Raw genomic sequence first — 19,674 nt, forward strand, 5'->3', positions numbered from 1 at the left:
AAGTCGCGGCAGTAGCTCAGTTGGTAGAGCATCAGCTTCCCAAGCTGAGGGTCACGGGTTCGAGTCCCGCTTGCCGCTCCTCAGTGTTTAAAGGCTAATATTCTGATAATTAAGGGTGTTAGCCTTTACTTTTTATATTCGTTCATCTGTAGAGATACAAGAAAGTTGCTTGTCCGGCATTTTTTATTTTCCCAAAATGAATCATAAAGAAAAGCAGGAAGAAACCCCACTCATGGATTTTCTCCCTGCTTTTCTTTATGTAAATGCTATATTCTTTTAAGAATTCATACTCATCAGGAACTCTTCGTTGTCTTTTGTCTTCTCCAGACGATCTTTCACGAAATCCATTGCTTCGATAGGATTCATGTCCGACAAGTATTTACGGAGAATCCACATGCGGTCAAGTGTAGTCTTGTCAAGCAGCAAGTCGTCGCGACGAGTACTTGAAGCCACGATGTTGACAGCCGGGAAGATACGCTTGTTGCTCAGGTTGCGATCCAGCTGCAACTCCATGTTACCTGTTCCCTTGAATTCTTCGAAGATAACTTCGTCCATCTTAGAACCTGTATCAATCAAAGCAGTAGCTACGATTGTCAGTGAACCGCCACCTTCAATGTTACGTGCCGCACCGAAGAAGCGTTTAGGCTTGTGCAACGCATTGGCATCCACACCACCGGAAAGTACCTTACCAGATGCCGGAGAAACCGTATTGTATGCACGAGCCAGACGAGTGATAGAGTCCAGGAAAATTACAACGTCGTGTCCGCATTCTACCATGCGCTTTGCTTTTTCCAGCACAATGCCGGCTATCTTCACGTGACGTTCTGCCGGTTCATCGAAAGTAGAAGCGATTACTTCAGCTTTCACACTGCGAGCCATGTCGGTCACTTCTTCCGGACGTTCATCGATGAGCAGCATAATCATATACACTTCCGGATGATTGGCCGCAATAGCATTGGCGATATCTTTCATCAAGATAGTCTTACCAGTTTTAGGCTGTGCTACAATCAGTGCACGCTGTCCTTTTCCGATAGGAGCAAACAAATCAACTACACGAGCCGACAAGTTGTCATTATATCCTTTGCACAATTTGAATTTTTCATCGGGGAAGAGCGGAGTAAGGTGATCGAACGGAATGCGGTCGCGCACCAAAGCCGGATCGAGTCCGTTAATTTTAGAAACCTTTACCAGCGGGAAATATTTTTCACCTTCTTTAGGCGGACGGATAGTACCTTCTACCACGTCACCGGTTTTCAAGCCGAGCAGCTTGATCTGTGACTGTGACACATAAATGTCATCGGGTGAAGAAAGATAGTTGTAATCTGAAGAGCGGAGGAATCCATATCCGTCGGGCATGATTTCCAGTACACCGGTACCTTGAAGAATATCATCAAAATCGTAGACTTTTTCTACCGGTTTGGGAGCCGGTGCCGGAGTATTATTGGCAGGAGTTTCAGTAGAAGGAGAAGATGGCTGCTGCTCTGGCACATTCTGGTTGGCAGCAGGCTGCGGGTTGTTGTCCTTTCCCTGATTACTGTTATTATTGTTGTTATTAGGACGGTTGTTGCGATTATTCTGACGAGCCTGACGCTGCTGATTTTTCTGTTTAGGTTCTTTAGCCGGCATTACAGGCACCTCCATTTTGGTAGCCTCAAATTTACCCAGCAATTCAGAAGGTATCTCGAATTTTTCAGACGGGAGGTCTTCGATAGGAATAAAATCGTTATTATTCAAGTCGAGCGGTGGAAGTTCCATGTCGTCATCATCGATAGGAAGCGGAGCCGGTTTAGCAGTAACTTCAGCTGGTGTACTTTCAGCGGCTTCCTGCGCTTCTTTTGCCAGAGTAGATTTATTTTTGGAACCCGGCTTACGTCCACGCTTGGCTTTGGGCTTTTCTTCAGTGGCAGGAGCAGCGATAACTTCGGGCTGAACTGTTTTTTCTGCAACCGGTGCCACGATTTCCTCTTTTTCCGTCGGTGCAGGAATTTCCTTGAACAAAGGAGTCGGTGCAGGAAGGGCAGGAGTATTGGCCTCCAGTTTCTGTGCCTTGTCTTTGGTTGCCGTGTATACTTTGTCCCCTTCTTTCTTTATACTGATGCGCGAGCGCTTACGTGGCTGTCCTTCCTTGCGTTCTTCGTTATTTTGCTGTGCGGCCACTTTTTTTGTCGCACCGACAATTGCCTGCTCATCCAGAATGCGATACACCAGTTCTTCTTTTTTCAGTGAATCGACTTTTTTCAGACCCAACTCTTTGGCAATCTGCTGCAATTCAGACAAATTTTTGTCGTTTAATTGAATGATATTGTACATAAATAGGTTAAATGAATTATTAATATTGGGTGTGTGAAGCATGACAAACCGTTCAGAGGTCTCTTTCCTCTTTCACACATTTGAATTATCAATGATTTTTGATTGTTTTTTATTGAATTCGGATTGGATACGAAACACGTTTCCAACTACCTTTTTGCATTATTGCGAGTACAAAAGTAAGTGTTTTTTGTTATAAACACGAATAAATGCGGACTTTTTTTACAGTTTCTGTCCCCGGATTAAAAGAATTGTGCTAAATTAGCGTTGAAAATACAATTTAATTGACACATTAATGCTTATGAAAAAAGTAATTTTTACAGAAAAGGCTCCTGCTGCCATCGGTCCTTATAGCCAGGCAGTAGAAGTAAACGGCATGGTATTCTTGTCGGGCCAGATTCCGGTAAATCCGGCTACAGGCGAAGTGGTAGAAGGTGGAATCACTGAACAGACTACTCAGGTATTCGAAAATATCAAGAATGTACTTGCAGAAGCCGGACTGACAACTGCCAATGTGGTAAAAACCACTGTGTTCCTGGCAGATATGGCACTGTTCGGTGAAATGAATGCCGTATATGCCAAGTATTTCGAAGGCGATTATCCTGCCCGTTCTGCGGTAGCTGTCAAAGCTTTACCGAAAGGAGTGCTGGTAGAAATTGAAAGTATTGCGGTAAGATAACCGTAAAGGAAGCAGGCCGTAAGGGGAATGCCTTTGTGGTCTGCTCCCAATTTGTTTAACAGGAAATTTTGTGACAATGCAACTGAACATGCGTACAATTTGGGGAGAGAACAAATGGAAACTGGCCACTTTCATACTGGCTATTCTGACAGTAACGGCTTCGGTTTTATATATTTACAGATACGAGCCTTTCTCGTCCGGACTGGAAATTACCGACGAACTAGGAGGAAATATCTTTCCGGTCACCATCCTGTCTACGGCTACGACCGATGCACAGCTGATTGTGCCGGCCGACAGTACTTATCTGGGAAATCCCAAATCGTGTATCGGTATTAAGATACGCAGTCCGCATGCCAACAGCAAACTTCACATAGAATTAGCAGAAACTCCTTTCTTTGCTCATTCGGTTTCTGAATTCATTCTGCCGGAATCAGGAAAGGAATACCTGGTTTTCCCGGATGTGATATGGAATTATCAAGCTCTGCTGGAAAATACTCAGGCCATGCCTGTTACCGTGTCCATACAGGCAAAGGTAAATAACAACCGGACATATTCGGCGGTACATACGTATTCCGTACGCAGCATCAATGAATGCCTGTTAGGCTACATTGACAGTAAAATGAAATTTCACGACACGGGCGATTTCTTTGCGGCCTATGTCAACGAAGACAACCCTAACATCAGCCAGGTGCTGCGCGAGGCACTGGATTCACGTATTGTCAACCGTTTCTGGGGATACCAGAGCAAGGATCCAAAAATCGTAGACAAGCAGGTGTATGCCTTGTGGTATGTCTTGCAGAAAAGAGGGTTCAAATACAGCTCCATCAGCAACAGCAGCCTGTCGTCCAACGTAGTCTTCACCCAGCGCGTACGTACGTTCGACGATGCCCTGCAGTCGGCACAGATTAACTGTGTGGACGGAAGCGTACTGTTTGCTTCCTTGCTGAAAGCCATCAACATCAATCCGATTCTGGTACGCGTGCCGGGCCACATGTTTGTGGGTTATTACACCGACCGTTTGCACCAGGAGATTCATTTCCTGGAAACGTCCATGATTGGCGACGTGAACCTGGATGACTTCTTCCCGGAAGAGAAACTCGACTCCACAATGGCGGGAAAATCGCAGGAAAGCGTGTCAAAATTCATGTTTGAGAAATCCAAGGAATATGCCACTCGCATTTACAACGAGCACAAGGACCTGATTCATTCGGGCAAAGTGAACTACATGTTCCTGGAGATAGACAAGGCTACCCGCGCGTATGTGCAGCCCATTGCGGCCAAATAAGACCTCAATCTCATGAAACTGATTTATCTTTATCATAGCGGCTTCGCCCTGCTGGGGGAAGGTTACACGCTTATTTTTGACTATTTTGAAGATTCCGTGTCGGCCGACAAAGGCATCGTGCACGAACAGCTTTTTTCACGTGAAGGACGGTTGTATGTGTTTTCCAGCCATGCACATGCCGACCACTTTAACCGGCAGATACTCTCCTGGAAAGCGCTTCGGCCTGACATCGTCTATCTGCTTTCGACCGACATTCCTCTTTCTGACCAAGACAAAGAAAATGGAAATTTCCATACACTGGCGAAAGGAGACACCTATCGTGACGAATATCTCACCGTGCGGGCTTTCGGCTCGACGGACATAGGCATCTCTTTTTTAGTCCAGACCCCGGAAGGAGCTACCGTATTCCATGCCGGCGACCTGAACAACTGGCACTGGATGGATGAAAGTCCGGAGGAGGAATGGAAACGTGACGAAGCTTTCTTCCTTCGTGAGCTGGAAGACATTGCCGTCTGCAAGGCGAAAATGGATATCGTGCTGTTTCCGGTCGACCCTCGTTTAGGAAAGGAATACATGCGAGGACCTTTACAATTTGTGAAACGGATAAAAACGACTATATTTGTACCGATGCACTTTGACGAAGCTTTTGAGAAGGCTTCGGCTTTTGCACCTTTGGCTGCATCGGAAGGAACTCAGGTTCTTACTCCTGTCCGTCGCGGCGAAACATTGAACTTAGACCACTATATCAACTTAAAATAAAAAGACAATGGAAATAAAAGGAAGATTTGACCACTTCAATATCAACGTAACTAATCTTGAAAAAAGTATCCAATTCTACGAAAAGGCGCTCGGACTGCATGAGTCTCACCGCAAGGAAGCGGCCGACGGTTCTTTCATCCTGGTGTACCTTACCGACGGATGCACGGGTTTCTCATTGGAACTGACCTGGCTGCGCGACCATACGGAAGCCTACGAACTGGGAGAAAACGAAAGCCATCTTTGTCTCCGCGTGGCAGGCGACTACGATGAAGTACGCAAGTTCCACAAGGAAATGGGCTGTGTATGCTTCGAGAACGAACAGATGGGACTGTATTTCATCAATGACCCGGACGATTATTGGATTGAGATTCTTCCGCTGAAATAAACCTTTATCTCTAATACTAAAAACAAAAAACGTTATGAAAAAGTACATTTCTCCGGGTTCCTGGTTTTCACTGGAATATCCCGACAACTGGTGTGAGTTTGAAGATTCGGAAGACTGCTTTCTGTTTTACAACCCTGACAAATGGACCGGGAACTTCCGTATTTCTGCCTATCGGGGCAATTCGTCAGCCTATGCCAACGAATGTCTGGAAGACGAACTGCATCAAGTACGCGGGGCCAAGAAGGTGAAAGTCGGTTCATGGGACTGTGCCTATTCTTCCGAAAGCTTTCAGGAGAATGGCGTGTGGTACACCACCCACATCTGGGTGACCGGTCGGGGAGAAATCTCCGTGGAGTGCTCGTTCACCGTGGCCAAGGGCGAGAGTCCCAAGGCTGGCGAGGCTATCGTAGCTTCCCTGAAGGTACGCAATGCATCCGACAAGCCGGTGAAGGAAGTAACTCCGGTCCGTATCCTGGAAATCAACCAGATAAATGAAAATTATGACTGGGCTGTTTCTACAGTGAAAAAACAACTGACCAAGGACTTTACCGGTACAGAAGCCGACTTGGAAAACTTGCAGAAAGTAATCGACAGCGGACGTTTTAACCCCAAACAGCGTCAGGCGTGGGAAAGCTTCGGTACGGCATTCGGCGTGATACTGATCAACGAGATGGACGGCATGGAATGGGTGACGGTCATCGACGGACAGAAAGAATTTCCGGCACTGCGTTTCCGCAATTCAAAAGTAATGGTCAACCCGATTTCCCTGATATGGGACAAGGCGAAAAGCGGACAGCCGTGCGACCTGAAAGCGGAATTCGAACGGATAAAGAACGAAGTGGAAGCGGTGATGGACTAATCCTGTCCGCATCCTATTTTTAGCAGCTACGAATTAGATTATGACTCCATATTTACAAGTAGAAAACCTGACCAAGTCGTTCGGCGACTTGGTCCTTTTTAACGGCATATCTTTCGGTATTGCAGAAGGACAGCGCATCGGACTGATAGCCAAGAACGGCTCGGGAAAAACCACCTTGCTGAATATCCTGGCCGGTAAGGAAGGCTACGATGAAGGGAAAATCACCTTCCGCCGCGATTTGCGCGTGGGCTATCTGGAACAGAGCCCGAAATATCCTGAAGAGCTGACGGTGCTCGAGGCCTGCTTTTATCACGGCAACTCTACCGTAGAGCTGATTAAGGAATATGAACGGTGTATGGAAACACCCGGCAACCCCGGCATGGACGAACTGCTGGTGCGGATGGAGCACGAAAAGGCCTGGGACTATGAACGACGTGCCAAGCAGATTCTTTCGCAACTGAAGATACGCGACTTCTCCCAGAAAATCGGACATCTGTCCGGCGGGCAGTTGAAGCGTGTGGCACTGGCCAACATCCTGATTACCGAACCGGATTTGCTGATTCTAGACGAGCCGACTAACCACCTCGACCTGGACATGACGGAATGGCTGGAAGAGTACCTGAACCGTGGTAGTCTGAGCTTGCTCATGGTGACGCACGACCGCTATTTCCTGGACCGTGTGTGCTCGGAAATCATTGAAATAGACAACCGCCAGTTGTATTCCTACAAAGGAAACTACAGCTACTACTTGGAGAAACGGCAGGAACGTATCGAAGCGACCAATGCGGAGATTGCCCGTGCCAACAACCTGTATCGCACGGAACTGGAATGGATGCGCCGTATGCCACAGGCACGCGGACACAAGGCCCGTTACCGCGAAGAAGCCTTCTATGAACTGGAGAAGGTGGCCAAGCAGCGCACGTACGACGCGAACGTGAAACTGGATGTCAAGGCTTCGTACATCGGTTCCAAGATTTTCGAGGCCGACCACCTGTGCAAGCGTTTCGGCGACCTGAAGATTCTGGATGATTTCTCCTACATCTTTGCCCGCTACGAGAAGATGGGTATCGTGGGCAACAACGGTACGGGTAAATCTACCTTCATCAAGATTCTGATGGGACTGGAAAAACCCGACAGCGGTACGCTGGACATCGGCGAAACGGTGCGTTTCGGCTACTACTCGCAGGAGGGACTTCAGTTTAACGAGCAGATGAAGGTGATTGACGTGATTACGGACATCGCCGAGGTCATTGAGCTGGGCAACGGCAAACGGCTGACGGCTTCACAGTTCCTGCAGCATTTCCTCTTCACGCCCGAAACGCAGCACAGCTATGTGTACAAGTTGAGTGGGGGAGAACGACGCCGGTTGTACCTCTGTACGGTACTGATGCGGAACCCGAACTTCCTGGTACTGGACGAGCCGACCAACGACCTGGACATCGTGACACTGCAGGTGCTGGAAGAATACCTGCATAACTTCAAGGGATGCGTCATCGTGGTGAGCCACGACCGCTACTTCATGGACAAGGTGGTAGACCATCTGCTGGTATTCAAAGGACAGGGCGACATCCGCGATTTCCCCGGCAACTATTCTGACTACCGCGACTGGAAGCTGGCCAAGGCAGAACACGAAAAGGAAGCAGCCAAGCCCAAGGAAGAAAAGACGCAGCGTGTCCGTCTGAACGACAAGCGCCGCATGACCTTCAAGGAACGGAAGGAATTCGAGCAGCTGGAAAAGGAGATTGCCGCACTGGAGGAAGAAAAGAAACAGATAGAAGAAGCCTTGTGCAGCGGTACACTCAGCGTAGACGAACTGACCGAGAAGTCCAAGCGTCTGCCTCTGCTCAACGATGAGCTGGACGAGAAGACCATGCGCTGGCTGGAACTGAGTGAAATTGAGGGATAAAAAAGCTGAAAGGACGTTTGAAATAAAACGCTTTTACGTTTAAAACAAAACGCAAAGACGTTTTACTTCAAACGTCCTTGCGTTTTATCTGAAATGCCTTTGCGTTTTCAAGCAAACGCAAAGGCATTTTTTATGTCCGTTTTTTTACTGATACAAGAAGCGCTTGATGCTCTTCTTAGCCGTCTTTTCAAATTCCTCCGGATAAAGTTTCACTTGCGTAATCTGCGAATAAGCCGGAAGTACCTTGTTCAGTTCGATGCGGTTCAGTTCCAATGCTTCCTCCAGCTGTTTCTTGTTCATTCCATGCGAGAAGGCGTCTTCATTGTCCGGATAAACCAGCGCCACAAGCTTGTTCTCTTTCAGAATCACCAGTGATTCGTTCACGTAAGGCATGTTGTTCAGGCGAGCCTCAATTTCTTCCGGATAGATATTCTGCCCGGAAGCGGTAAGCAGCATGTTCTTGCAACGGCCCTTGATGAAGATGTTTCCATCCGCATCCTTGATGGCCATGTCGCCAGTGTGCAGCCAACCGTCCTTGTCGATAGTCTGTGCAGTGGCACTTTCGTTCTTGTAATATCCCAGCATCACATTCATACCCCGGCACACCAGTTCACCCGGAATCCGTTCAGGGTCTTCCGAAATCACCTTGGTTTCCATGTTGGCCACGGTCTTTCCGCACGAAGTGTACAGGATCTCATCCCAGCGGCTGTGACAGATAAGCGGCGCACATTCGGTCATACCGTATGCGATGGTGTAGGGGAAGTTGATTTTACGCAGAAAGGCTTCTACTTCGGGGTTGAACGGGGCTCCTCCGATTACGATTTCAATAAAGTTTCCGCCGAACACCTCCATGGCCTGCTGACGAATCTGTTCCTTGATTTTATCGCTGATGATAGGCAGGTTCAGCAACAGCTTTCCGAGCTTGTTGTCCACCTTCGGGAGAATGTTCTTCTTGAAAATCTTTTCCACAATCAGCGGCACGCAGGCAATGACGCGCGGACGGATTACGGCAAACGATTCTGCAATGATTTTCGGGCTCGGCATACGGGTGAGGAACCACAGATGCGCTCCTTTGGTGATACCGTAAAGGAAGTCGAACACCAGTCCGAAGATATGTCCCAGCGGAAGCATGGATACGATGCTGTCGCCCGCTTTCAGTCCCACTTTCTGATCAATGTGTACGATGTTTGAAATAATACTGCGGTAGGGAAGCATCACCCCTTTAGAGTAACCGGTAGTACCCGAGGTGTAATTGATGACAGCCAGTTCTTCCGGTTCTTCCCGACGGTAGGAAACCTGTTCGGCACGGAAGCGGCAGGGATATTTCTTTCCGAATTCTTCGTTCAGGTGTTCGCGTGCATACGTCAGTTTCTCCGAGCGTGACACCACCAGGTCGAAATTCTTCAGCTCGATGATACCTTCCAGATTAGGCATGGCTGCTTCGTTGAACATCTCCCACACCTGATCGCCTACGAAAAGCATGCGTGCTTCCGAATGGTTAACAATGTGGTGTACGTTGTCGGCCTTGAATTCGTGAAGGATGGGCACAGCTACTGCCCCGTAAGTAACGACGCCTAGGAAGGTAGCCGTCCAGTTTGCACTGTTGCGCCCGCACAGCGCGATCTTATCCCCTTTTTTGATTCCTGCATGTTCGAACAGGATATGCATTTTCTCTATTTTTCTGGCTACGTCTTTATATTGCAGCGTAGCTCCTTTGTAGTCTGTCAGTGCATCACGGTTCCAGTTGGCGCGGATGCTTTCTTCAACAAGTTGTATAAAACTGTCTTGTATTTCCATTTCAAATTGCACAATGTTTGACACAATGTGCGCAAAATTAATAAAACTTGTCCGATTTCTTTTCATTCTTTGTCATTTTTTTGAGAGAATAGACTATTTGACAAGAATTTCTTCCGTTTGGGACAGAAGCTGATAAATGAATTTCCAGCCTTAGAATGCGGTTCTGCAGCTGCAATTCTCGATGTATCTAATTTTATTCGTATCTTTGCCGATTGAATAAAAAATAATAGCGAAAGAATGAATTTTCAGAAACTGACTCCCATTGTGAACAAACCCAATGCGTGGGCTCTGAGTCCGCTGGTGGTATTTTTATGCCTGTATCTGGTGACTTCCCTACTCATCAATGATTTTTATAAAATTCCGATTACCGTAGCTTTCATGGTGTCTTCCATTTATGCCGTAGCTACGACGAAAGGACTGAGCTTAAACGACCGCTTGTTGCAATACTCCGCAGGAGCGGCCAACAAGAACATCATGCTGATGATATGGATTTTCATCTTGGCGGGGGCCTTTGCACAGTCGGCTCAAGCCATGGGGGCTATCGATGCGACGGTAAACCTGACCTTGCGGCTGCTTCCGGGCAATCTGCTGCTGGCGGGAATATTTCTGGCATCATGCTTCATTTCCCTTTCTATCGGTACGTCGGTCGGTACCATTGTCGCACTGGTTCCTGTAGCTGCCGGTATCGCGGCCAAGACGGATGTCAGCGTGGTTTTCATGACGGCGGTAGTAGTGGGTGGTGCCTTTTTCGGCGACAACCTGTCCTTCATTTCCGATACGACCATCGCGGCTACCCGTACGCAAGGGTGCGTGATGCGCGACAAATTCCGGGTAAACTCTCTGATTGCCTTTCCGGCTGCCTTGCTCGTATTCATCTATTATATTATCTACGGAAGCCATATCGAAGTGGCACAGGATATTCCTCACGTAGACTGGATGAAAGTGATTCCATACATCATAGTGCTGGGAACTGCAGTAGCGGGCGTCAACGTTCTGCTGGTGCTGTTGCTGGGACTGATTTCTACGGGTATTGTAGGCATGGCATACGGCACGTTCGATGTGTTCGGATGGTTCGGCGCCATGGGAAAAGGTATGACGGGCATGGGAGAACTGATCATCGTAACCCTGATGGCCGGAGGTATGCTGGAACTGATACGTTTCAACGGGGGAGTGGACTATGTGCTGCACCGCCTGACACAGCACGTAAAGGGTAAACGCGGAGCTGAACTGAGTATTGCGGCCCTGGTAAGTCTGGCCAATATCTGTACGGCCAACAACACGATTGCCATTATTACCGTAGGTCCGCTGGCCAACGACATCGCCGAGCAGTTCCGGGTAGACAAGCGGAAGAGTGCCAGCATTCTGGATACGTTCTCATGCGTCATTCAGGGCATTATTCCTTACGGAGCACAGCTGTTGATTGCGGCCGAGCTTTCCGGTCTGTCGCCTATCAACATCATCGGTTATCTGTATTACCCTATGACATTGGGCGTAGTGGCCATACTGAGTATCTTGTTCCGTTATCCGCGCCGGTATTCCTGATCAGGCTATGCACCGGATTTTTTAATTTTGTCATCAAACTAAAACAGAAAAATATATGCTGATTTATAATACTACTTTTCATGTAGAGATGGGCGATGCCCGTAACTTTGTGATTTGGCTGAATGAATATTACATTCCCGAAGTGGAAAATCTGGGTGAGCTGAAGAATCCCCGTATTCTGCGTATCCTGAGCCATAAGGAGCAGGACAGTGAATGCTTCTCACTGCAGTGGGAAGTGGAAGACAGTGCTGCACTGCACCGCTGGCACGTAAAGCAGGGGGCGACACTGAATGCGGAGATGATGAAGGTGTTCAAGGATAAGGTTATCGGTTTCCCCACATTAATGGAGGTGATAAGGTGATACAGCCGGTCAAGGAAAAAATCATTCTCGGCATCGACCCGGGTACGAACATCATGGGATACGGAGTGCTGAAGGTGACAGGTGTCAAGCCGGAGGTAATGACCTTGGGTGTCATCGACCTGCGTAAATGTACCGATTCGTACCTGAAACTGAAGCATATCTACGAACGGGTACAGGGCATCATTGCTTCGTATCTTCCGGATGAGCTGGCCATCGAAGCTCCATTCTTCGGGAAGAACGTACAGTCCATGCTGAAGCTTGGACGCGCACAGGGAGTAGCCATCGTGGCCGCACTGACGCGTGATATTCCCGTAACGGAATATGCCCCGCTGAAAATCAAGATGGCCATTACCGGCAACGGGCAGGCCAGCAAGGAGCAGGTAGCCGATATGCTGAAGCGCATGCTGCACATACCCGACTCGGAAATGGGCCCTTTTATGGATGCGACGGATGCTTTAGGAGCGGCTTATTGCCATTATTTGCAGATGGGACGTCCGGAAATGCCAAAAGCTTATTCCAGCTGGAAGGATTTCATTGCCAAGAATCCGGGACGCATAAAGAAATAGGAGATTATAACCATGAATTTAAAACAGCTTGTAGTAATGTCGGCCGTGGCTGTGGCTACCGGGTGTACTTCTTCACAACAACATACCAGAACGCCGTTTGATGAATATCCGGTGTACGAGGGGGAATCGGTGGAAATGGCTTATACGCCAGCTTCAACCCGGTTCTCGCTTTGGGTTCCTTCGGCTCAGGAAGTGCGGGTGCTGCTGTATGAAAAAGGACAGGGAGGTTCTGCCTATCGTATGGTGAAAATGGAACCGGAATCTGACGGTATGTGGCAGGCTCGCGTGGACGAAGACCTGAAAGGAAAGTTCTATACGTTCAATGTCAAGATAGACAACGTGTGGCAGGGAGATACACCCGGACTCATGGCCAAGGCTGTGGGGGTGAACGGCGACCGTGCAGCCGTTATCGACTGGAAAGAGACGAATCCGGAGGGGTGGAACGAAGACAAGCGTCCGCCGCTGAAACGTTTCTCCGACATGGTGATTTATGAACTGCACCATCGTGATTTCTCTATCGATACCATCTCCGGCATCCAGAACAGAGGAAAGTTCCTGGCTTTGACGGAGGAAGGAACGCATACCTATCTGGGCGAGAAAACGGGTATTGACCATTTGAAGGAGTTGGGGGTGACACACGTACAGCTGTTGCCTTCGTTCGACTTTTCTTCGGTGGACGAAACCAAGCTCGACAAACCGCAGTACAACTGGGGATATGACCCGAAAAACTACAACGTGCCAGAAGGTTCGTATGCCACCGACCCTTATCAGCCCGAAGTGCGTATCCGCGAGTTCAAGCAGATGGTCATGGCACTTCACCGAGCAGGCATCCGGGTAGTGATGGACGTGGTGTATAATCACACGGCTATCACGAAAGGAGGCAATTTTGAACGGACTGTACCGGGTTATTTCTATCGTACGGACGAGGACGGGAAATGGGCCAACGCATCGGGTTGTGGCAATGAAACGGCCAGCGAACGACCGATGATGCGGCGTTTCATGATAGAGTCGGTCTGCTATTGGGCCAGAGAGTATCACATAGACGGATTCCGTTTTGACTTGATGGGGATTCATGACATCGAGACCATGAATGCCATCCGCAAGGCACTCGACAAGATTGACCCTACAATATGCATGTATGGAGAAGGCTGGGCAGCCGGAGAACCGCAACTGCCGGATAGTCTGCTGGCCATGAAGAAGCATGCGGCCCGGTTGCCACACATCGGCATGTTCTGCGATGAAATGCGCGACAGCCTGCGTGGCCCGTGGGGAAACGATGCCAAGGGAGCTTTTGTCATCGGACGCATGGGATATGCTGCAGGCGTGAAGTTCGGACTGGCGGGAGGAATTGCACATCCGCAACTGGTCAGCGACAAGGAGTCCACCGTTCCGGCTTTCTGGGCTGCACAACCGGAGCAGATGATCAGTTATGTGAGCTGTCACGATGACCTTTGTCTGGCCGACCGCCTGAAGGCGACGTTGCCGGGACTTTCTGCGTTAGAGATGAACGCCTTGGCCAAACTGGCCGCTACGGCAGTATTCACATCACAAGGCATTCCGTTCTGGTATGCAGGTGACGAAGTGCTACGCGACAAGCAGGGGGTAGCCAATTCGTACAAGAGCCCGGACGCAATCAATGCCATCAACTGGGGACGGAAGACTTCGCAGCGTGATTTCTTTGATTATGTGAGGGGCCTGATTGCCATGCGAAAGGCACATCCTTCTTTCCGTATGGGCGATGCGGACTTGATTGCCAAACACCTGGAGTTCTTGCCGGTACCAGCCAGCAATGTGGTGGCTTTCCGTATCAAGGGAAGTCCGGCTGGCGATTCGTGGCTGAACACGATTGTGGTGCTCAATGCCCGTACGGAACCAGTGCAGATTGACGTACCTGAGGGGCGTTATTGGATAGCCTGTCGTGACGGACGCATAGACAATGTGCTGGGACTGGGCACGCTGACCGGCAACAAACTGGTGGTAGCGCCTCGTACGGCCATGATTGTGCATCAATAAACCAAGAGAACAACTACTTAAAGAAACAAAATAAAAACAGAGAAAGACAATGCAGAATGTAATTACAATTGAGAACGGAGTGACTCGTCATCCGTTGTACCGGATGAAAGAGCCTGTGAACTTGCAGATTGCGGCAGGAGAACATGTGGCCATCGTAGGACCGAACGGCGGCGGAAAGAGTCTGCTGGTAGACACCATTACCGGACGCTATCCGTTGCTGATGAATGAAGTGAAATACGACTTCTCTCCTTCGGAATCGAAGATGGCTTGCGATAATATCAAGTACATCACTTTCCGTGACTCGTACGGGGATGCCGACGGGAACTATTATTACCAGCAGCGCTGGAATTCGCAAGATTTGGACGATACGCCTATCGTGGCCGATTTGCTTCCTCCCTGCAAGGACGAACAATTACGAAAAGCACTGTACGATTTGTTTGGCATTGAGGAGATGCTCAGCAAACATATTATTCTGCTGTCGAGCGGGGAGCTCCGCAAGTTTCAGCTGACCAAGACCCTGTTGAGTGGTCCGAGAGTACTGATTATGGACAATCCTTTCATCGGATTGGATGCGCGGACTCGGGGACTGCTGCACACATTGCTGGGAAAACTGACTGAAATGACCAACCTGCAGGTGATTTTGGTCTTGTCGAAGACAGACGATATCCCGACGTTCATTACGCACGTGATACCGGTGGAAGACCGTCATTGTGGTCTGAAAATCACTTTGCAGGAATATCTGTCACACCGTGAACCGGACCCTGCTCATGTGCTGTCTGACGAGAAACGGCAGCGGATACTGGACTTGCCGTATGCTGATAACCTGTTCCACACGGAGCATATCGTAGACTTGAACAAGGTAAGCATCCGTTACGGTGAACGGGTGATTCTGAAAGAGCTCGACTGGACGGTGAAATGCGGTGAGAAATGGGCGCTCAGCGGCGAGAACGGGGCAGGGAAGTCCACTTTGCTGGGCCTGATCTGTGCCGACAATCCGCAAAGCTATGCCTGCGATATTTCTTTGTTTGGTCGCAAACGGGGCAGCGGCGAGAGTATCTGGGAAATCAAGAAGCACATCGGTTATGTGAGTCCCGAAATGCACCGCGCTTATCTGAAGAATCTGCCGGCCATTGACATTGTGGCCAGCGGATTGCATGATTCCATCGGCCTGTATCGTAAGACACAGGAAAAAGATGTGGATGCGTGCGTGTGGTGGATGGATATCTTTGGCATTGCCGACCTGAAAGACCGTAGTTTCCTGCAACTCTCCAGCGGAGAACAGCGTATGGTGTTGTTGGCCCGTGCGTTTGTCAAAGACCCGGAACTGCTGATTCTGGACGAGCCGTTGCACGGACTGGATATGCGTAACCGCCGGCTGGTGAAGGATGTCATCGAAGCATTCTGCGCCCGGAAGGATAAAACCCTGATTATGGTAACCCACTATCAGGAGGAACTGCCCGCTACCATTACGAATTCTTTGTTCCTGAAACGTAATAAATAGAAGAAGCTGATTTTTGGTAGATGCAGATTCTTTTCTGCGAGAAAGCACATCTGTGTTTCATTTCCGGGTAGAAACCATGTTCAAGCGTTTCTCCGGGAATATGACAAATGAAATCAGATACAGAAACCCATATGAAAATGGCAAATGAAGATGACAGTGTAAAATCATCTTCATTTGCCATTTTATTTTAAAGGATATTTATTGAATTTGAAAAGTCTGTAAGCAAGAACTTACATGCTTAGTATGCGAAAGTTTTACCAACTCTGTTTGTCCTGCATCTGGCGAAGTGCTGTCCGGTAGTCTTCTACCAGCTCCTTCATCACCTCATCCACCGTCTGTAACTTGCGAAGCTGAGATGCGGCTTGTCCTATTTCCAGTTCTCCTTCGTAGAGGTCGCCTTCGAAGATTCCCTTTTTGGCCCGGCCTTTTCCCAACAAAGCCTTCAGTTCATCTACTGAGACTCCTTTCTGTTCCGCCTCCTCTATCTGCTTGTAGAAATCATTTTTAATCAGACGGGTAGGGGAAAGCTGCTTGAGTGTCAGAAGAGTATCTCCTTCATTCAATCGCAGGCAACGGTCCTTGAAATTGAAATGTGCCGAACTCTCTTCCGTCAGAGCAAAGCGGGTACCCATCTGTACTCCTTCTGCGCCTAACGCTTCGGCGGCTAAGATACCTTCACCCGAAACAATTCCTCCTGCTGCAATAAGAGGCACACTACACACCTTTTTGACGGCCGGAATCAGACAGAAAGTCGTAGTTTCCTCTCGTCCGTTGTGTCCGCCTGCTTCAAAGCCTTCTGCCACAATGGCATCTACTCCGGCTTCCTCACATTTCATGGCAAAACGGCTGGAAGATACCACGTGAGCCACCTTGATGCCTGCCTGTTGGAGCTTGGAAGTCCATGTCTTGGGATTTCCCGCAGAGGTAAACACGATTTTCACCCCTTCTTCCTGAATGATTTCCATGAGGGTTTCAATCTCCGGATACATCAGCGGCACATTGACTCCGAAGGGCTGGTCGGTAGCAGCCTTGCACTTGCGGATGTGTTCACGCAGAGTCTCCGGGTGCATGGAACCGGCCCCTAACAGCCCCAGTCCACCAGCATTGCTCACGGCTGAAGCCAGTCTCCATCCGCTACACCATACCATTCCACCTTGAATGATGGGGTAGCGGATACCGAAAAGGTGACAGACTCTGTTTTGCATATCAATCAGTTATTTTTTATATTTCTCAATCAGGTTCTTGGCTACGGTGTCACCCAGTTCTACTGCTTTTTCCAGGTTGGCCATGCCTTCCTTCTTCTTTCCCTGCTGTACCTGGCAGTAACCCAGCATACGATAGGCTGCCGCATTCTTGGCATCCAGTTCAATAGCTTTGTTCAAGGCTTTTACCGTTTCTTCCGGCTGGTTTACCCGCAAATGTACGCTTCCTTTTTCTACCCAGTATTCCACGTTCTTCGGTTCCATCTCAATAGCCTTGTTGATGTCATTGATGGCCTGCTGGTACATACGGCATTGCATTTCAACCTGCTCACGGATAAAATAGAAATCAGACGATACCTGGCCCATCATGGCGTCGTGGAACAAATTGTAGTCTACCACTGCTTCGCGGAACTGTTTGTCTTCCGCTTTCATGCGGGCACGTTCGTACAGATATGGAGCAGCTTCTTTTCCATAGGGAGGATTGTATTTAGCCACGGCACTGTCCATCAAGGCAATGGCTTCCTTCTTTGAAGCACCTTCAATCAGTTCCTTGGTCTTGGCAGCGGCATAGAAAGAAGCGGCAGAAGCTAACGGCGAGCGGTTTACTGCTTCGTAGCTGGCAAATGCTTCCGGATATTTCTTCATGGCAAAATAAATATCTCCCTGCAGCTGGTAGTACAGTCCCTGCTTGTCGTTTTCCAAGGCCGTATTGATTTCCTTCAGTGCCCGCTCCATGGTCCAGTCGCCATACGGTTTGGCTCCCTGGAGACCAAGCACATAATTATATAGCAGTTTAGAAAGGTTATAGTATGCGTCTCCCTTGTTTTCGTTCACTTCCACCATGGTTTGCAAATCTTTTTCTGCCAGTGCATAGTGTGCGTCGTCACCGTATCCTATGTAACAAACGGCACGGCGGGAATAACCTTCACTGTTTTTCGGATATTGCTGGACAAATTCGTTCAGCAGGTTCAGGTATTCTTCTTTTGACAGGTTGGAAGAAGACATATAAAGGTACACCAGTGCCTGAGACTCGTCTTCCGGCAATCCTTTTTTGATGCCGATGGTATTCAGCGTAAAGTCATTGGCAGAGAGTGCGGTGATAGACAGACTCTTTGCATAGCCTATTCCGATGGCATAGCTTGATGTACTTTCCTTGTCACTGTTCTTCTGTACCAATCCCACTACTTCTCCTTCTGCATTCATCACCGGACAGCTTACGGTCTTTTCGCCCGTTTTCATGTTCAGAGTATAATAGAAAGAGTTGTGGCTGATGGTATCGATTTTGGAGATGGTGCCGTGTGTGCCCGAAGCCGCTTTCTGTGTAGAGTAGGGAAGCACGTACACCGTTTCACTGACTGCACCCGGACGGGATGTCGGTTGCAAGGCCACAATCTTCTTATCGGCTGCTGTCTTGAACTTTACTACGTCGTACATATCGTTGGCTCCCAGAATGTATTCCACCGGCAGTTCTTTTCCATCGGCAGTCACGACTACGGCACGTTCGGCTCCTTTAAACAGGGTATAGTCGGATACGGCCGTACCGTTTTCATCAATGTAGAATCCGTTTCCGGTATTGAGAATCTGATTCTCCTTATTGTACGTGATGACAGAGAACACAGCTTTTCTGGCTTTGCTGGCCCATTTGGGAAGTTCCTGAGCCATTCCGGTCTGAAAAGCCATCCCACAGCATGTCAGCACGAGGGTAATTTTTCCTATTTTCATGGTAGTATGTATGTTTTATTGTTTTATTCTTCTCCGAATCCTCTTTGTTTCACAGCTTCATAGATGAGGATACCTGCTGCCACGGACACGTTCAGTGACTCAATGTTGCCGAACAACGGAATCTTGATCCATTCGTCGCAAAGTGCCAGGTGGTCATAAGGCACACCGGTATCTTCCGCACCCATGATGATACACGTAGGACCCTGATAATCGGCCTTGGTGTAGTCATAGTCACCCTTCTCTGTCGCTGCCACAATCTTGAATCCGCTTTCTTTTAAGAACTTGATGGTATTTGTCAGGTTGTTCTCGCGGCACACCGGAATGGTATGCAAGGCTCCGGCAGAGGTCTTGATGGCATCTGCATTGACACTGACACTGTTTTTTGACGGAATGATGATGGCATCTACACCGGCACATTCACACGTACGGGCAATGGCTCCGAAGTTACGCACATCGGTCAGGCCGTCCAGCAAGATGAGCAGCGGGTTCTTGCCCTGCTCAAACAAGAAAGGCACGATGTCTTCTGTACGCTGGTAAGTGATGGGCGAGATAAAGGCCACCACTCCCTGATGGTTCTTCTTGGTGATGCGGTTGATGCGTTCCACCGGTACGCGCTGCACGGGGATGAACGTATCTTTCAACACGGCGAAAAGCTCCTTCGACAAGTCGCTCTGGATGTCTTTCTTGATTAATACTTTGTCAATTTCTTTTCCGGCCTGGATAGCCTCGATAACGGCGCGTACGCCGAAAATCATTTCGTTCTTTTCTATCATGGTCTTGTTTGTTTCTT

16 protein-coding genes and 1 tRNA gene are annotated in these 19,674 nt (G+C 48.7%); 12 read left to right on the plus strand and 5 right to left on the minus strand.

Annotated features, from left to right (window positions below; all coding sequences use genetic code 11):
- Window positions 1-5: 5 nt before the first annotated feature.
- Window positions 6-78, plus strand: a tRNA-Gly gene (locus WKT20_RS00085).
- A gap of 198 nt (window positions 79-276) precedes the next feature.
- Here WKT20_RS00085 and rho read toward each other — a convergent pair.
- Entirely contained in the window at window positions 277-2,310 is a 2,034-nt protein-coding gene (gene rho, locus WKT20_RS00090) for a transcription termination factor Rho (RefSeq protein ID WP_117701853.1), read from the minus strand.
- 298 nt (window positions 2,311-2,608) lie between these two features.
- Between rho and WKT20_RS00095 the strand changes: the two genes are divergently transcribed.
- The 6 genes from WKT20_RS00095 (at window position 2,609) to WKT20_RS00120 (ending at window position 8,180) form a co-directional block, all read left to right on the plus strand.
- The gene (locus WKT20_RS00095; RefSeq protein WP_022053367.1) at window positions 2,609-2,986 is read left to right on the plus strand and encodes a RidA family protein; all 378 of its coding nucleotides are present in this window, start codon (window positions 2,609-2,611) and stop codon (window positions 2,984-2,986) included.
- A gap of 76 nt (window positions 2,987-3,062) precedes the next feature.
- Window positions 3,063-4,271, plus strand: coding sequence for a hypothetical protein (locus WKT20_RS00100; protein WP_412295410.1), 1,209 nt, complete (start codon window positions 3,063-3,065; stop codon window positions 4,269-4,271).
- Window positions 4,272-4,283: 12 nt separating this feature from the next.
- The gene (locus WKT20_RS00105) at window positions 4,284-5,030 is read left to right on the plus strand and encodes an MBL fold metallo-hydrolase (protein WP_340416596.1); all 747 of its coding nucleotides are present in this window, start codon (window positions 4,284-4,286) and stop codon (window positions 5,028-5,030) included.
- A gap of 7 nt (window positions 5,031-5,037) precedes the next feature.
- Window positions 5,038-5,415 (plus strand): VOC family protein, encoded by a 378-nt coding sequence (locus WKT20_RS00110; RefSeq protein WP_007558389.1) that lies wholly within the window; start codon window positions 5,038-5,040, stop codon window positions 5,413-5,415.
- Window positions 5,416-5,449: 34 nt separating this feature from the next.
- On the plus strand, window positions 5,450-6,274 hold the full coding sequence (locus WKT20_RS00115; protein WP_118243862.1) for a DUF3805 domain-containing protein: 825 nt from the start codon (window positions 5,450-5,452) through the stop codon (window positions 6,272-6,274).
- A gap of 40 nt (window positions 6,275-6,314) precedes the next feature.
- On the plus strand, window positions 6,315-8,180 hold the full coding sequence (locus WKT20_RS00120) for an ABC-F family ATP-binding cassette domain-containing protein (RefSeq protein ID WP_118166245.1): 1,866 nt from the start codon (window positions 6,315-6,317) through the stop codon (window positions 8,178-8,180).
- Window positions 8,181-8,324: 144 nt separating this feature from the next.
- On the opposite strand, the gene WKT20_RS00125 is transcribed toward WKT20_RS00120, so the two are convergent.
- Window positions 8,325-9,977 carry an AMP-binding protein gene (locus tag WKT20_RS00125; RefSeq protein ID WP_118165452.1) on the minus strand — a complete coding sequence of 551 codons (1,653 nt, stop codon included), beginning with the start codon at window positions 9,975-9,977 and terminating at the stop codon, window positions 8,325-8,327.
- A gap of 237 nt (window positions 9,978-10,214) precedes the next feature.
- On the opposite strand from WKT20_RS00125, the gene WKT20_RS00130 reads away from it, so the two are divergent.
- Genes WKT20_RS00130 through WKT20_RS00150 form a run of 5 tightly spaced genes read left to right on the plus strand, consistent with a single transcriptional unit; the run spans window position 10,215 to window position 15,960 of the window.
- On the plus strand, window positions 10,215-11,519 hold the full coding sequence (locus WKT20_RS00130; protein WP_117701859.1) for a Na+/H+ antiporter NhaC family protein: 1,305 nt from the start codon (window positions 10,215-10,217) through the stop codon (window positions 11,517-11,519).
- Window positions 11,520-11,574: 55 nt separating this feature from the next.
- Window positions 11,575-11,880 (plus strand): DUF4286 family protein, encoded by a 306-nt coding sequence (locus tag WKT20_RS00135; protein ID WP_007558379.1) that lies wholly within the window; start codon window positions 11,575-11,577, stop codon window positions 11,878-11,880.
- Window positions 11,877-12,446: a crossover junction endodeoxyribonuclease RuvC gene (ruvC, locus tag WKT20_RS00140; protein ID WP_117701860.1), complete on the plus strand. Its 570-nt coding sequence runs from the start codon at window positions 11,877-11,879 to the stop codon at window positions 12,444-12,446. The genes WKT20_RS00135 and ruvC overlap by 4 nt, the downstream gene beginning before the upstream one ends.
- Before the next feature lie 12 nt (window positions 12,447-12,458).
- Window positions 12,459-14,459, plus strand: coding sequence for a type I pullulanase (pulA, locus tag WKT20_RS00145; RefSeq protein ID WP_270765559.1), 2,001 nt, complete (start codon window positions 12,459-12,461; stop codon window positions 14,457-14,459).
- A 49-nt stretch (window positions 14,460-14,508) separates the two neighbouring features.
- Complete coding sequence (locus tag WKT20_RS00150; protein ID WP_270765560.1) at window positions 14,509-15,960, plus strand: ATP-binding cassette domain-containing protein; 1,452 nt, start codon at window positions 14,509-14,511, stop codon at window positions 15,958-15,960.
- A 254-nt stretch (window positions 15,961-16,214) separates the two neighbouring features.
- On the opposite strand, the gene WKT20_RS00155 is transcribed toward WKT20_RS00150, so the two are convergent.
- The 3 genes from WKT20_RS00155 to rlmB are packed head-to-tail and all read right to left on the minus strand — an operon-like array spanning window position 16,215 to window position 19,657.
- Complete coding sequence (locus WKT20_RS00155) at window positions 16,215-17,165, minus strand: NAD(P)H-dependent flavin oxidoreductase (protein ID WP_117701864.1); 951 nt, start codon at window positions 17,163-17,165, stop codon at window positions 16,215-16,217.
- Between the two features lie 9 nt (window positions 17,166-17,174).
- Window positions 17,175-18,884: a trypsin-like peptidase domain-containing protein gene (locus tag WKT20_RS00160; protein WP_445323254.1), complete on the minus strand. Its 1,710-nt coding sequence runs from the start codon at window positions 18,882-18,884 to the stop codon at window positions 17,175-17,177.
- A gap of 23 nt (window positions 18,885-18,907) precedes the next feature.
- A complete protein-coding gene (gene rlmB / locus WKT20_RS00165) occupies window positions 18,908-19,657 on the minus strand; it encodes a 23S rRNA (guanosine(2251)-2'-O)-methyltransferase RlmB (RefSeq protein ID WP_340416597.1) in 750 nt (249 codons plus the stop codon).
- Between the last annotated feature and the right edge of the window lie 17 nt (window positions 19,658-19,674).

Source organism: Phocaeicola sp. ICN-14070 (genome assembly GCF_037892625.1).
In the GTDB taxonomy this organism is placed as follows: domain Bacteria; phylum Bacteroidota; class Bacteroidia; order Bacteroidales; family Bacteroidaceae; genus Phocaeicola; species Phocaeicola plebeius.